We start from the raw sequence: 14,405 nt of genomic DNA, 5'->3' as shown, positions 1-14,405 counted from the left end.
GGTCAGTGGACCTCGGGGCGCATCAGCTTCGTGCGGAGCACCGACTCGTTCAGGTTGAGCTGGCGGTCGAGCTCGGCGACCGCGGCAGGCTCAGCCTGGATGTCGATGATGGCGTAGATGCCCTCGACCTGCTTCTTGATCTCGTAAGCCATCCGGCGACGCCCCCAGATCTCGGTCTTGACGGTGCCACCGGAGTTGGTGACGACGGTCAGGAACCGGTCGAGCGAGGGCGCGATCGTGCGCTCCTCGAGATCGGGGTCGAGGATGACCATCAGTTCGTAATTGCGCACGGAGAACCCCACCTCCTCTGGTCTCAGCGGCTGCAGGGGATCTGCAGCAGGAGGGTCGTACATGCGTCGCGCGCCCCGGCTGCTGCCAGAACGCGCGGGTTCAGGCTACCAGCGCGCCGGACGATGCCCTCCGGCGCCGTCCACGGGCTCTTCGTGGACGACCGCGGCCGCCGGCCCCCGAGGGGACGGCGGCCGTGACCGGGAGCGTGGATCGGTGCGTCAGCGGTTCTCGCGAGCCGCCTGGTGCGTGCGGACCAGTGCCGCGGTGACGGCGGCCAGCGCGACCACGGCGGCCAGCGCCGCGGCCGGGAGGGTGACCGGCTGGGCCTCCGAGGCGCTGACGGTCTCGGTGCTGTCGGCGTCCAGCGTGGTCCCGTCCAGGCCGGCCAGCTGGCCGAAGACCGGCACCGACGCGCCGTCGTAGGAACCGGCCAGGCCACCGGACCCGGAGCCGGACCCGGCCCGGTCGGCGGCGGCGAAGCTGCCGCTGGCGGCGCCGAAGCGGGCGGGGTCGAACGCCGCGATCGCGGCGCGGGCGCCGGGGCCCATCGCCAGGCCGCTGCCGACCGGGTACCGGTAGGCGTCGCCCACCTCCGCCACGTCCCGCCCCTGCGGCTGCTGCTCGGGAGCGGGCGGCGGGTTGCCGACCGGCGGGCCGTCGGTGCCCGGGTCGACCGGCGGGGTGACGCCGGGCACCGACACGTTCACCTGGGGCAGCTGCGGCACGCCGACGCTGGGCAGGTTGGGGAGCTGGGGGGCGATCGTCTGCACGACGTAGGGCGTCGGGGCGGGAAGCGCCGGGAGCGACCCGAGGACGGTGTCGACCACCTGCTGGGTGCTGACACCGAGCGGCAGGTTCGCCTGCGGCACCACGCGGTACGTGTAGGTGATCGTGCCGGTGGTCGCCGGGGCGGTGAACTGCCACGAGGTGCTCTGCTCGGGCTGGAGGTCCCGCAGCTGACCGAAGAAGTTCAGCGAGACGTCGGTGTAGACCGTGGCGCCGACCGCGACGTTGCCCAGCGGCAGCGGGATGGAGATGCCGCCACGGTTCTCCGCCGGGATCTTGTTCACGAACGTCACGGTGCCGCCGGAGTCCACGCTGGCGACGGGGGGCGTCACGTTCCTGATCTCGATCGTCGCGGTGGGGGCGGCCGCGGCGCCGGGCGCCAGGAGGACCGAGGATGCGGCGACGCCCAGCCAGGCCAGCACGGCCAGACCGAGGCCCCGACGGGCTGAGCGACGGATGCGACCCGTTGCCATGTTCTGCTACCTCCACGTCACGTCACACCACTACCGGCGAGTAACCCCCGTCACGATCTTCAACGATGATGTGACGCAGGCGATACGGGTAAACCTCGAACTGATCATGGATGGAGCTGCGCGCATGCGTTCGCACTCGATCGGCGTACACGTGGGGCCAGGTCTCACCGACGACGGCGAGCTCGACCGCGGCGGTCCGGTGGCCCGGGCGGCGGAGATGGACGCCGACGGGGTGCAGGTCTTCCTCGCCGATCCGCAGGGCTGGAAGGCGCCGAAGCCCAGGCCGGACGCCGACGCGCTGCGCGCCTCCGGCCTGGCCGTCCACGTGCACGCGCCGTACGTCCTGAACGTGGCGACGACGAACAACCGCATCCGCATCCCGAGCCGCAAGCTGCTGGGCGCCCACGCGCGGGCGGCCGCCGACGTCGGGGCGCGCGGGCTGGTGGTGCACGGCGGGCACGTCCTCGCCGCCGACGACCCGGTCGCGGGTGCCGACAACTGGCGCAAGACCTTCGCCCGGCAGGCCGACGAGGGCGGGTTCCCGGTGCCGGTGCTGATCGAGAACACCGCCGGTGGCGGCAACGCGATGGCCCGGGACCTCGACGCGCTCGCCCGGCTCTGGGACGCGGTCGGGGAGTTCGGGGCCGGGTTCGTCCTGGACACCTGCCATGCCTGGGCCGCCGGCTGGGACCTCGCCACCGTGGTCGCCGACGTCCGGGCGGTCACCGGGCGCATCGACCTCGTGCACCTGAACAACAGCCGCGACCCGGCCGGTTCCAGCCGTGACCGGCACGCGCCGCTCGCCGCGGGGGAGATCCCGACCGAGCTCCTGGTGGAGGTCGCCCGTGCCGCCGACTGCCCCGTCGTGCTGGAGACGCCGGGCGACGCCGCCGACCACGCCGGGGAGATCGGGCTGCTGCGCGCCGCCCTCGCCTGATGACGCGGGGTGCGGGCCGGGCCCTAACGCCGGGCCGGCCGCGTTCCACGTGGAACGGCGAACCGGTCGGGCGCACGGTCCAGGACGCCGCCGGCCGGATCGTCCACGCCCGGCCAGCTCGTCCGCACCACGTCCCGGTCGGGAGCGAGCACGTCCCGCACGACCAGCGCCATGAGCACGACGACGGCGACGTCGCGCAGCCCGACCCCGAGGAAGAACCACTCGACGTCGAGGCCGCGGTTCGCCGTCCCGAGGTAGTGCAGCATCGTGACGACCCACACCAGGACCTCGGTGGCCTGCCACAGCAGCAGCGACCGCCAGCGGGGCCGGGCCAGCACGGCCAGCGGCAGCAGCCAGAGCGAGAACTGCGGGCTCCACACCTTGTTCAGCAGCAGGAACCCGGCCAGCAGCAGGAACGCGATCTGCGGCACCCGCGGCCGCAGCGGCGCCGCGAGGGTCAGCCAGGCCACCCCGAGACCGAAGAGCACCACTGACGCGGTGACGACGGCGTTGAGGGCCCCCGGCGCCTCGCCGGGGGACAGCGGACCGTCGAAGAGGGTCCCCCCCGACGCCTGGATCGCCATGTTCCAGATCGACTCGGGGTTGGCCCCGCGCTCACGGCTGAACACGAAGAACCACGACCAGTTCTCCGGCGCCGCGACGGCGACCGGCAGGTTCACCGCTGCCCAGGCGAGCACGGCGGCGCCCGCCGCCCGCCACCAGGTGCGCAGCCGGCCGGTCCGCAGGCAGAGCAGGAACAGGGTGCCCAGCAGGAGCAGCGGGTAGAACTTCGCCGCGATGCCGAGGCCGAGCAGGACGCCGGCGAGCACCGGCCGGGAGCGGGCCCAGGCGAGGAGGCCGAACGTCGACAGGGTCACCGCCAGCAGGTCCCAGTTCGTGAAGGCGTGGAAGAGCAGCAGCGGGGAGAGCCCGACCATCGCCGCGTCCCACGGCCGCCGGCCGGCCAGCCCCAGCACCGCGCGGACCAGCAGCAGCCCGAGCACGGACAGCAGCAGGCAGGTCACGACGTAGTAGCTCTCCACCGGCGGCAGGTCGGGCAGCAGACCGACGGCGCCGGCCGCGGCGTCGTAGCCCCGCGCCCCGGTCGCGGCCAGCCCCATGAGCCCGCCGGTCAGGACCGGGTACTCCACGCGGGCGTCCAGGTACGGCTGCGCACCGGCGTCCAACCCGTAGGAACCGAACAGCGGCACGGCGTCGGAGTAGCAGAGGTGCGTGTACTGGCGTTGCCCGGCCCAGTTCCCGTCGGCGCACGGCGCCTGCTTGATCCACGCCAGGGCCAGCACGAGCGTGGCGAAGAGCAGGCAGACGCGCAGCGGCGTCCAGAACAGGGCCCGGCCGACGACGCCGTGCCGGCCCCACGGCCCGCCCACCGCCTCGCTGGCCTGGGCGACGACGGGATCGCTCCACGACGGGAGCACCCGGTCGGGCCGGTCGTCCGCCGGGGCCGGTCCCACAGACACCACGGGCCCGTCCGCGGTGGCGGACGGGCCCGGGGGAGCGCTGCTCATGCCAGCAGTGTGCGGGATCGGTCAGCCGCCGGGTGGGGGCAGCACCGGACCGGGTTCACCCGGAGCGTTCGTCTCCGACGGCGGGCTCGGCCTGCCGCCACCGCCACCGCCGGCACCCGGCGACTCGGAGGGCCGGGTGGAGACCGCCGGGTCGTTCGGAGCGAAGTCCTGGTCGTCCGGTACCCCGTCGCCGTCCGTGTCGACCGGCCTCGGCGGGCTCGAGGAGGTGGGGGGAGCCGGGGCCGTCGTGGTGACCGGCGCCTGGGTTGTCACCGGGGCAGGCGCCTCGGTGGTCGGCTCGGGCACGCCCTCGCCGCTGTCCCCCTTGATCAGCGCCTTGTCCGGCAAGTCCTCCTCGGGCGTGCCGGCGAGGACGGCGTTCATGAACCGCTGCCAGATGGCCCCGGGCAGGCCCGAGCCGTAGACGATCTGGCCGCCGGCGGTCCGGATCGGCTGGCGCTCGTCGGACCCGATCCAGACCGCGGTGGAGATGGAGGGGGTGTAGCCCACCATCCAGGCGTCGGAGTTGTCCGTCCGGTTGAGGCCCTGCGTACCGGTCTTGCTGGCGACCTCGCGCCCACCCTCCAGCGCGCGACGGGAGTAGGACGCCACTCCCTTGGTGGCGACGGTGACGTCGTTGACGACGTCGGCCGCCAGGACCTGCTCGCCGGCCACACCGGTGTTCTCCAGCAGGACGGTGCCCTCGCTGTCGGTCACCCTGGCGACGAAGTACGCGTCCCGCCGCGTACCGCCCGCGGCCAGGGTCGCGAAGCCCTGCGCCTGGTCGATCGGCCGCATCTCGTACTCGCCGATGCCGATCGAGGAGCCGGTGGCGCCGCTGCCGGCGGCCAGGGTCCGCTTGCCGGCGAAGAAGTCGCTCCCACCCCACGTGTCCGGCAGCCCGGTGGCCGCCAGGATGGTGTCCCGGACGTTCTCCGGGCCCACCTCGTAGGCGAGACCGTAGAACGTCGTGTTCAGCGAGCGCGTGATCGCCTCGGTCAGCGTGCACGCGGGGCAGTTGGCGCCCCCGGAGTTGACCACCGGCTGGCCCGGGCGGTCCGGGAACGTCTGGTCGTCGCTGCCGTCGCGCCGGGCCTGGATCCCGATGCCCTGCTCCAGCGCGGTGGCCAGCACGTAGGGCTTGACCGACGAACCCGGCTGCCGCTTGGCCTGGGCGTAGTCGGTGCCGGTGCCGTCCCGTCCACCGTGGTAGGCCACGACCGCGCCGGTGCGCGGGTCGATGGCCACCAACGCCTGCCGGAGGTTGTCCGGCTCGCCGGCCATGACCGCGTCCACGCTGGCGACGGCGGCGTCCTGCGCCGGCTTGCTGATCGTCGTGGTGATCCGCAGGCCACCGGCGTTGATCTGCTGCTCGTCGTAGCCGCGCGCCGCGAGCTCGGAGATGACCCGGGTGACGATGTGGCCTTCCGGGCCCTCGGGCATGCCGAGGGCCGAGCCGGTCTTGGGCAGCACCGGCGGGTACACCGCGGCGGCGCGCTCGGCGTCGGTCAGCCAGCCCTCTTCGACCATGGCGTCGAGCACGAGGCCCCAGCGGTCCTGCGCACCCTCGGGGTTGGTCTCCGGGTCGTAGCTGGACGGGCTGCGGACCAGGACGGCCAGGACGGCGCCCTGCTCGGCGGTGAGCTCGGCGGCCGGGATGCCGAAGTACGTGTTGGCGGCGGCCTCGATGCCGTAGGCGCCGCGCCCGTAGTAGATGGTGTTGAGGTAGTTCTCGAGGATCTGCTCCTTCGAGAAGTTGTTGTCGAGCTTGATGGCCAGGAACAGCTCCTGGAACTTGCGGCTGAAGGTCTGCTCCTGCGTCAGGAAGGCGTTCTTGACGTACTGCTGGGTGATCGTCGAGCCACCCTGCGTCGAGCCGCCGGTGAGGTTGTTCCACGCCGCGCGCACGATGCCGGTGAAGGAGATCCCGGGGTCGGAGTAGAAGCTGCGGTTCTCCGCAGCCAGGATCGCCCGCTGCGCGGGCTCGCTGATCTCCGCCAGCGGCACGTTGGTGCGGTTCTCGTCGCCCAGCCGCGCCATCTCGGTGACGCCGTCGCCGTAGTAGAGGACCGTGGTCTGCTTGGTCGACACCGAATCGGGGCTCGGCACCTCCGTGCTCGCGTAGACCACCCCGACGAAGACGACCAGCAGGGCCAGCAGCCCGCCCATGATGCCGGCGGCGATCTTCATCCGGCGTCTGCGGCGCTGCTTCGTGCTGCGGGCCTTGCCCTTGGCGGACGGGGCGGCCTTCGCGCCGGGCGGACGGCCGGTGCCGCCGCTGCGGGCAGCGGTCGTGCCGCCACGGGACGCGCTGGTGCCACCGCGGCCGGCGCCGGGACGCCGGGGTGGGACCGGTGGACGGCCGGCTCCTCCGCCTCCCGTGCTGCGCGAGCGGGTGGGCGACGGTCGGCGCACGGAGCCGGCCCGAGGCGCGACGGGCGAGGTCTCGTCGTGGCTGGGCACGAGCACACCCCTTCCTGAACTGTCATGGTCGGCGCCGGGCACGTGCCCGGACGCGGCGGAGCGTCTTCAGCTGTGGCGGAGGTCCCGGCCCGCGACGTCGGGGGCCCGGGTCCGCGCACCGGGCGAGGAGCGGCCGGTCACTGCTCCGTCGCCGCGCGGCGCCGCCCCCGGCGGGGCTGCCGTCCCGGTTCCGGTTCAGCACCGAGGACGTACGAGCAGTCGAGGTGGTTCCAGCCGCAGCTGCGGCACACCTCCACCTGGTACACGGAGAACTCGTCCTGAGCGGTGTCCATTCGGGCGAGCTCGACCTCGGTCTTGGCCTGCCCGGCCACCGGACCGAGGTGGTCGCCGTACACGTAGTTCACCAGCGTGAGACGGTCCCTGCGGCAGACCGGGCATGGCACGTCGGTCGGCTGGCCGTGGTACTTCGCCGCCCGGGAGAGGTACGGGCTGGCGTCGCAGACCTCGAACAGACCGGTGCGTCCGGAGTGCACGTCGGCGAGGACGGCTCGCCGCTGCAGCGAGTAGTCCACGACGGATCGACGTCCGGGCACGGCCGCCAATGTACGCACCGGGGCCCGGCGTGTGGGCTTCCCCGAGTGGCGACACCCCCGGTCGGGCCGCAGGTGGCACCTGGCGCCCCGGTCGAGCACTCGTGCCCCTCGATGTATCGTCGCGATACATCGGATGAGGAGAGACGGGAGGACGGCACGTGCTCGAGTTCGCCATCCTCGGTCTGCTGCACCAGTCCCCGATGCACGGCTACGAGCTGCGCAAGCAGCTCGCGCAGGTGCTCGGCGGGCTGCGCAGCATCTCCTACGGCTCGCTGTACCCCGCGCTGCGGCGGATGCAGGCGGCCGGGTTGATCAGCACCGACGAACCCCCGCCACGTGCCCTGCTGCCGGCCGACGCACCGCCGCTGACCGGACGACGCGGGAAGGTCGTGTACACGATCACCGCGGAAGGCAAGGAGCGCTTCCACGAGCTGGTCGGCGAGACCGGCCCGGAGGCCTACGACGACGGCGGGTTCTTCGGCGTCCGCCTCGCCTTCTTCCGGCACACGGCCCGCGACGTGCGGCTGCGGATCCTCGAGGGCCGCCGCCGCACGGTGGAGCGCCAGCGCGAAGGGCTCCGCACGTCGCTGAGCCGGACCCGCGAGCGGCTCGACCGCTACACGCTCGAACTGCAGCGCCACGGCCTGGAGTCGGTCGACCGGGAGGTCCGCTGGCTCTCCGAGCTCATCGACAGCGAACGGGCGGAGTCCTCGGGCGACCGTCCCGCCGTCCCCGGTCCAGAGAAGCGGCCGGACACCGACTAGCACGACGGCGGGGCACCGCCCCGCCGCAGGCAGCACCGGACCGCACCCGGTCCGGCGACCACGGGACCACCAGGTCCAGGAGAAGGAGAGTCATGGGGTCAGTCAAGGTCGCCATCGTCGGCGTCGGTAACTGCGCCGCCTCGCTCGTGCAGGGCGTCCACTACTACCGCGACGCCGACGAGACGGCGTCCGTGCCCGGGCTGATGCACGTCCGGTTCGGCGAGTACCACGTCTCCGACATCGAGTTCGTCGCCGCGTTCGACGTCGATGCCAAGAAGGTCGGTCGGGATCTCTCCGAGGCCATCGTCGCCAGCGAGAACAACACCATCTCCATCTGCGACGTCCCGCCGCTGGGCGTCACCGTGCAGCGGGGCACCACGCTGGACGGCCTCGGCAAGTACTACCGCGAGATGGTCGAGGAGTCCGACGACCAGCAGGTCGACGTGGTCGCCGCGCTGCGCGAGTCCGGTGCCGACGTGCTGGTCTGCTACCTGCCCGTGGGGTCGCAGCAGGCCGCCGAGTTCTACGCCCAGGCCGCCCTGGACGCAGGGGTCGCCTTCGTCAATGCGCTCCCGGTCTTCATCGCCGGCACCAAGGAGTGGGCGGACAAGTTCACCGCCGCCGGCGTGCCCATCGTCGGCGACGACATCAAGAGCCAGGTCGGCGCCACCATCACCCACCGGGTGCTGGCGAAGCTGTTCGAGGACCGCGGCGTGCAGCTGGACCGCACGATGCAGCTCAACGTCGGCGGCAACATGGACTTCAAGAACATGCTCGAGCGCGAGCGCCTGGAGTCCAAGAAGATCTCCAAGACCCAGGCCGTCACCAGCCAGGTCGACCGGGACATGGGCGTGGGCAACGTGCACATCGGCCCGTCGGACCACGTGCCGTGGCTGTCGGACCGCAAGTGGGCCTACGTGCGCCTCGAGGCCCGCGCGTTCGGCGACGTCCCGCTGAGCCTGGAGTACAAGCTCGAGGTCTGGGACTCCCCGAACTCCGCCGGCATCATCATCGACGCCGTCCGTGCGGCGAAGATCGCCAAGGACCGGGGCATCGGTGGCCCCATCCTGTCGGCGTCGGCGTACTTCATGAAGAGCCCGCCGGTGCAGTACCGCGACAGCGAGGCCCGCGACATGGTCGAGGCCTTCATCAAGGGCGACGTCGAGCGCTGACGAAGGACCTCCCTGCTCCCCACCGCTCGCTCCGCTCACGGCGGGGCCCTGCAGGGAGGCCGTTCCATCCGCTCACCGGGGCCCGCATCTCCTCGCCGGAGGTGCGGGCCCCGCGCGTTCCTGCCCGGTATCGCGGCCCCGGCTCCCTAGTCTTCGGACCATGCCCGCCCGCCGCCCGCCCGCCGCGCGCGTCTGCGCGGCCGCGCTGGCCGCACTCCTCCTCGCCGGCTGCTCGACGGGGGAGCGCCGGGCCGGCGAGCCGGTCACCGAGGACGAGGCGGCCGTGCTCGCCGAGCTGCTGCACCGCAACCACCAGGAGGGCGGCGCCGACTTCGTCGTCACCGTCCCCTTCGGCGAGGACGCGGTCCTCACGCTGACCGGCGAGATCGACTTCCGGCGCGCCCAGGGCCGGGCCGAGGCGGTCACGCTCGTGGACGGCGAGGAACGCGACACCCGGACGCTGTTCTTCGACCGGGACGAGCTCTGGTTCGGCGACGTGCCCGGCCTGGCCGAAGCACTGGCGGGTGCCGGCGCCGCCGAGGCCGCCTACCTGCGCCGCCCGCTGGCCGACGACCCGCAGGACCCCGAGCTGCTGGACGTGCTGGTGCAGGTGCTGCTCAACCTGTCCGCCCGCACGGCCGACGACCCACGGCTGTTCCTCGACGGCCCCTACCGCTGGCACGCCCACCAGAGCGTCGACGGCCGGCCGACGGTGGTCTACCGGCTGCGGGAGGACCGCACGGTGGCCGTGGACGACGGCGACCAGACGCTGAGGCAGTACCGCGCCACGCTGCCGCAGGGAGACCTGGAGCTCACCGTCACGCTCGGCGAGCACGGCCCCCGGCGGGTGGCGCTGCCCGGGGCGGAGGCGACGGCCGACGTGGCCGACCACCCGCAGGTGGCGGCGGCGTTCGGCGTCTGAAGAAGGACCCCTCTGCCCCCCACCACTCGCACGCTCGCGGCGGGACCCTGCAGAGGGGCCTCAAGACAGTGGCAGGGGGCGGGCTCTTCCCCAGACCGCCCCCTGCCGACGTCCTTCCTACCAGATCACCGGCGTTCGCGCTGCCCGTGACGCGCGCGTCGCGCGGCTCAGTTCGCGGCCGGATCGGCCGGCGCGGTGGACAGCACCGCGAGGCGACCGGTCTGCCGGCCCATCACCCGCCGCCACAGCTGCGGGCCGGAGAGCTCGCCCAGCACGTCCCCGGCGCGCGCGGGCAGGCAGGCCCAGGCGCCCTCGGTGATCTCGCCGGCCAGCTGGCCCGGGGACCAGCCCGCGTAGCCGGCGAACACGCGCAGGCCGGTGAGGCGGCCCGCCAGCTCGGCCGGGTCACCGTCGAGGTCGACCAGGTAGACGTCGTCGGCCACCGGCCGCAGCCCCGGCGGGGGCTCCGGGCCCTCGGCGGTGGCCAGGCACAGCGCGGTGTCGGTCTCGCACGGCCCGCCCACGTGGAACACGCCGGGCGACACGGCCAGGTCGCACCAGCCGGGGAGCACGTCGCGGATGTCGACCTGGCTGGGGCGGCCCAGCACGACGCCGAGGGTCCCGGTGTCGGAGTGGTCGAGCACGAAGACGACGGTGCCGGCGAACGTGGGGTCGGCCAGCGAGGGCATCGCGACGAGCAGGGTGCCGGCGCTCACGTCGTCCAGGCAGCCGATCGACAGCGCCGGGACGGCGGGCGCGCGGCGCCGCCCGGTCACAGGCCGCGCGGGCGGACCGGACTCGGGCTCGGGCGACGCGGGCACCGGGGACATCCTCCCCAGTGTGCCCCAATCCGGCGCCGGGGGCCGCGCCTGCCGTCCCGCCGTTCCCCACGGGTGGGGAACGGCGGGAGGCCGCCACGAGTCCGCGGTCGGCGTGGAGCGCGGGCGGCCCCCTGCAGGGTCCCGACGCGAGCCTGCGAGTGGCGGGGGGCAGGGGGTCCTTTCACTAGGGTGTCGGCGTGGCCGAGGCGGGGACGACCGTGCGCGGCCTGCTCGCACGCCGGGACTTCCGTCGGCTGCTCGGCACCCGGCTGCTCTCGCAGTTCGGCGACGGCGTGTTCCAGGCGGCGCTGGCCGGCACGGTCCTGTTCAACCCCCAGCGGGCCGCCGATCCGGTCGACGTGGCCGCGGGCTTCGCCGTCCTCCTCCTGCCCTACTCGCTGGTCGGACCGTTCGCCGGCGTGTGGCTGGACCGGTGGAGCCGCCGGCAGGTGCTGCTGCGGGCCAACCTGGTGCGCGCCGGCCTGGTCGCCGTGGTGGCCGGGCTGATCCTCGCCGGCGTCCAGGGCCCGGCCTTCTACGCGGCCGGGCTCGCGGTCTTCTCCGTCAACCGGTTCGTCCTCGCCGCTCTGTCGGCCGGCCTGCCGCACACCACCGACGAGCCCTCGCTGGTCTCGGCGAACGCCGTGTCGACCACGTCGGGCGCGGTCTCCACCGTGGTGGGCGGTGCCGTCGCGCTCGGACTGCTCCAGCTGACCGCCTCCGGCGACGCCGCCTACTCGGCCGTGGCGCTCGCGGCCGCGCTGCCCTACCTCGCGGCCGCAGCCGTCGTCGCGGGTTTCACCCGGACCCACCTGGGACCCGACCACATGTCCCGCACCGCGGTCCTCAGCGCCCGGCAGGTGCTGGCCGGCATGGTCTCCGGCGCCCGGCACGCGTGGCGCGACCGCGCGGCCGCCGCGGTGCTGACGGCGATCAGCCTGCACCGGTTCTGGTACGGGCTGCTGACGCTGATGGCGCTGCTGCTGTACCGGAACACGTTCACCGACGCAGGCGCGTGGTTCCCCGGCGGCCTCGTGGGGCTGGGCGAGGTGGTCGCCGCGGGCGCGGTGGGCACCCTGGTCGCTGCGGCGCTCACGCCGGCGGCCGTCGCGCGGATCGGCAAGGACTGCTGGATCGCGGGGCTGCTGGCCGGCGGTGGGCTGGCCCAGCTCGGCCTCGGCCTGCTGGTGCAGCCACCGGCAGCGGTCGCGGCCGGGTTCCTGCTCGGGCTCATGGGCCAGGGCGTGAAGATCTGCGTCGACACCACGCTGCAGGAGAGCATCGACGACGACCACCGCGGTCGCGTCTTCTCCGTCTACGACACCCTGTTCAACGTCGGGTACGTCCTCGCCCTCGTGGTGGCGGCGGTGCTGCTGCCCGCCTCGGGGGTGTCCCGTCCCGTGCTGGCGGTGGTGGGCGCCGGGTACGTGCTCACCGCGGCGCTGCACGTCCGGATGTCCCGGCGCTGAGCCGTCGGGGTGGTCAGCCGGCGCGCCCGGCCCACCAGCTGCGCAGCGCGGCCTCGGCCTCGTCCCGGCCCAGCGGCCCGCGTTCCAGCCGGAGGTCCTTGAGGAACCGCCACGCGGCACCGACCTCGGGGCCGGGGCCGAGCCCCAGGATCCCCATGATCGCGTTGCCGTCCAGGTCCGGACGGACCCGCGCCAGGTCCTCCTGCGCCTCCAGCTCGGCGATCCGCTGCTCGAGGGAGTCGTAGGTGGCCGCCAGGGCCGCGGCCCGTTTCCTGTTGCGGGTCGTGGAGTCCGAGCGCACCAGCTTGTGGAGGCGGGGCAGCAGCTCGCCGGCGTCGGTCACGTAGCGGCGGACGGCGGAGTCCGTCCACTCGCCGCGGCCGTAGCCGTGGAAGCGCAGGTGCAGGAACGTCAGCCGGGACACCGCCTCGACGACGTCCTTGGGGTAGCGCAGCGCGGTCAGCCGCTTCCGGACCAGCTTGGCGCCGACGACCTCGTGGTGGTGGAAGGAGACCCGCCCGCCTGCCTCGTGCCGGCGGGTGGCCGGCTTGCCGATGTCGTGCAGCAGCGCGGCGAGGCGCAGCACCAGGTCCGGGGACGGCGCCGCCGCGTCGGCCTTCTCCAGCGCGATCGCCTGGTCGAGCACCGTCAGCGAGTGGGTGTAGACGTCCTTGTGCTGGTGGTGCTCGTCGATCTCCATGCGCAGGGCCGGCAGCTCGGGCAGGACGACGTCGGCCAGTCCGGTGGACACGAACAGCTCCAGCGCCGCCCGTGGTGCGTCCTGCAGCAGCGTCTTCGACAGCTCGGCCTGCACCCGCTCGGGGGTGATCCGCGCCAGCTCCCCGCTCAGCGAGGTCATCGCCGCGACCACGTCGTCGTCGGGGGTCAGCCCGAGCTGGGCGACGAACCGGACGGCACGCAGCATCCGCAGCGGGTCGTCGGCGAAGGACTCCACCGCGGCCCCGGGGGTGCCCAGCCGGCGGGCCAGCAGATCGCCCAGCCCGCCGAACGGATCGGTCACGCTGCGGTCGGGGCCCAGGCTGACCGCCATCGCGTTCACGGTGAAGTCGCGGCGGACCAGGTCGTCGACGAGCGAGTCGCCCCAGGCGACCTCGGGGTTGCGGGACTCGCGGTCGTACCGGTCGGCCCGGAACGTGGTGATCTCCACCCGGGTGCCCCCGACGTCGGCCCCCACCGTGCCGAAGGCGATCCCGGTGTTCCACGTGGAACGCGCCCAGCCGCGGAGCAGCTCCAGCACCTGCTCGGGGCGGGCGTCGGTGGTGACGTCCAGGTCTCCCGGGACCCCGGCCGCACCCTGCCCGGCGGCGAGCAGGGCATCGCGCACCGAGCCACCGACCAGGTGCGCCTCGAAGCCCGCGGCCGCGAACCGCTGACCGAGCTCGGTGAGCACCGGGGAGAGCTCCACGAGGCTGCGGACGGTCTCCTGCACGGCCGGGGGAACCGGCTGCGGCTCGGCGGGGCTCGAGGGGGTGGCGGACACGACGAGCCAGAGTAGTGCCGCCGCGGTCCGGCGATGCCCGGCCCCGTCGGGTCCGCTGCGGAATGCGATTGCTCCCGGAGCTCTCCAGCGAGTCGCGCTACCCTCCTGACATGGCTGGGACGGGCGGGCGAGCGCGCCCGGGCCGCCGGCTGCGCCGGGTCGACGAGACCTCCGCCGGGGGCCTGGTGGTCGCCGACGACGGCGTGACCGGGCCCCGTGCCGCCCTCATCGGCCGCACCGACCGCCGCGGGCGCCTGCTCTGGTCGCTGCCGAAGGGGCACATCGAGGCGGGTGAGACCCCCGAGGACACCGCGGTGCGCGAGGTCGCCGAGGAGACCGGGATCATCGGCGAGGTCGTCGCCCCGCTGGGCATCATCGACTTCTGGTTCGTCGCCGAGGGGCGACGGGTGCACAAGACCGTGCACCACTTCCTGCTCCGCGCGATCGGCGGGGCCCTGTCCGACGCCGACGTCGAGGTCACCGAGGTGGCCTGGGTGCCGCTGGACGAGCTCAGCACCCGGCTGGCCTACGCGGACGAGCGGGCGCTGGTGGAGCGCGCGCCCGGACTCCTGGCCGACAGCGCGTGACGCGGCCGGCTGCCGCCCGCGCCGGCGGGTCTACGGCGGCCACACCATCGGCGTCGCACTGAGCCAGGTGACCCGAGCCTTCCCCGACATCCTCACCGTGCTGTCCTGGCGGCACTGCGACCACCTGGGTCCGGTG

At 73.8% G+C, this 14,405-nt stretch carries 13 protein-coding genes; 6 read left to right on the top strand and 7 right to left on the bottom strand.

What is annotated here, in order from left to right:
• Positions 1-2: 2 nt before the first annotated feature.
• Both rpsF and C5507_RS15790 read right to left on the bottom strand, forming a co-directional pair.
• On the bottom strand, positions 3-290 hold the full coding sequence (rpsF, locus tag C5507_RS15795) for a 30S ribosomal protein S6 (RefSeq protein ID WP_104529515.1): 288 nt from the start codon (positions 288-290) through the stop codon (positions 3-5).
• Positions 291-509: 219 nt separating this feature from the next.
• Entirely contained in the window at positions 510-1,550 is a 1,041-nt protein-coding gene (locus C5507_RS15790; RefSeq protein ID WP_130504289.1) for a hypothetical protein, read from the bottom strand.
• Positions 1,551-1,674: 124 nt separating this feature from the next.
• Here C5507_RS15790 and C5507_RS15785 point away from each other — a divergent pair, with 124 nt between their 5' ends.
• Positions 1,675-2,487: a deoxyribonuclease IV gene (locus C5507_RS15785; RefSeq protein WP_104529473.1), complete on the top strand. Its 813-nt coding sequence runs from the start codon at positions 1,675-1,677 to the stop codon at positions 2,485-2,487.
• 23 nt (positions 2,488-2,510) lie between these two features.
• On the opposite strand, the gene C5507_RS15780 is transcribed toward C5507_RS15785, so the two are convergent.
• From C5507_RS15780 to C5507_RS15770, 3 genes are all read right to left on the bottom strand, one after another.
• Positions 2,511-4,016, bottom strand: a complete 1,506-nt coding sequence (locus C5507_RS15780; RefSeq protein ID WP_104529472.1) for a glycosyltransferase family 87 protein — start codon at positions 4,014-4,016, stop codon at positions 2,511-2,513.
• 21 nt (positions 4,017-4,037) lie between these two features.
• Positions 4,038-6,206, bottom strand: coding sequence for a transglycosylase domain-containing protein (locus C5507_RS15775; protein ID WP_242611240.1), 2,169 nt, complete (start codon positions 6,204-6,206; stop codon positions 4,038-4,040).
• Positions 6,207-6,616: 410 nt separating this feature from the next.
• On the bottom strand, positions 6,617-7,033 hold the full coding sequence (locus C5507_RS15770) for a DUF5318 family protein (protein ID WP_104529471.1): 417 nt from the start codon (positions 7,031-7,033) through the stop codon (positions 6,617-6,619).
• A gap of 158 nt (positions 7,034-7,191) precedes the next feature.
• Between C5507_RS15770 and C5507_RS15765 the strand changes: the two genes are divergently transcribed.
• From C5507_RS15765 to C5507_RS15755, 3 genes are all read left to right on the top strand, one after another.
• Positions 7,192-7,797 carry a PadR family transcriptional regulator gene (locus tag C5507_RS15765; RefSeq protein ID WP_104529470.1) on the top strand — a complete coding sequence of 202 codons (606 nt, stop codon included), beginning with the start codon at positions 7,192-7,194 and terminating at the stop codon, positions 7,795-7,797.
• 92 nt (positions 7,798-7,889) lie between these two features.
• Positions 7,890-8,969: an inositol-3-phosphate synthase gene (locus tag C5507_RS15760; protein ID WP_104529469.1), complete on the top strand. Its 1,080-nt coding sequence runs from the start codon at positions 7,890-7,892 to the stop codon at positions 8,967-8,969.
• 160 nt (positions 8,970-9,129) lie between these two features.
• Entirely contained in the window at positions 9,130-9,891 is a 762-nt protein-coding gene (locus tag C5507_RS15755; RefSeq protein ID WP_104529468.1) for a hypothetical protein, read from the top strand.
• Between the two features lie 167 nt (positions 9,892-10,058).
• Here the strand turns inward: C5507_RS15755 and C5507_RS15745 are convergent, their stop codons facing one another.
• Positions 10,059-10,712 carry a YqgE/AlgH family protein gene (locus tag C5507_RS15745; protein WP_242611241.1) on the bottom strand — a complete coding sequence of 218 codons (654 nt, stop codon included), beginning with the start codon at positions 10,710-10,712 and terminating at the stop codon, positions 10,059-10,061.
• A 197-nt stretch (positions 10,713-10,909) separates the two neighbouring features.
• Here C5507_RS15745 and C5507_RS15740 point away from each other — a divergent pair, with 197 nt between their 5' ends.
• Positions 10,910-12,181: an MFS transporter gene (locus C5507_RS15740; RefSeq protein WP_104529466.1), complete on the top strand. Its 1,272-nt coding sequence runs from the start codon at positions 10,910-10,912 to the stop codon at positions 12,179-12,181.
• A 13-nt stretch (positions 12,182-12,194) separates the two neighbouring features.
• Here C5507_RS15740 and C5507_RS15735 read toward each other — a convergent pair whose 3' ends face one another.
• Entirely contained in the window at positions 12,195-13,682 is a 1,488-nt protein-coding gene (locus tag C5507_RS15735; RefSeq protein ID WP_207225877.1) for a CCA tRNA nucleotidyltransferase, read from the bottom strand.
• Positions 13,683-13,792: 110 nt separating this feature from the next.
• On the opposite strand from C5507_RS15735, the gene C5507_RS15730 reads away from it, so the two are divergent.
• Positions 13,793-14,269 carry an NUDIX hydrolase gene (locus C5507_RS15730; RefSeq protein WP_104529465.1) on the top strand — a complete coding sequence of 159 codons (477 nt, stop codon included), beginning with the start codon at positions 13,793-13,795 and terminating at the stop codon, positions 14,267-14,269.
• Positions 14,270-14,405: the final 136 nt, after the last annotated feature.

The organism is Blastococcus saxobsidens, from assembly GCF_002938435.1.
Lineage (GTDB): Bacteria > Actinomycetota > Actinomycetes > Mycobacteriales > Geodermatophilaceae > Blastococcus > Blastococcus saxobsidens.
Note: the sequence above shows the minus strand (reverse complement) of the source record. Positions and strands in the feature narration are given on the sequence as shown.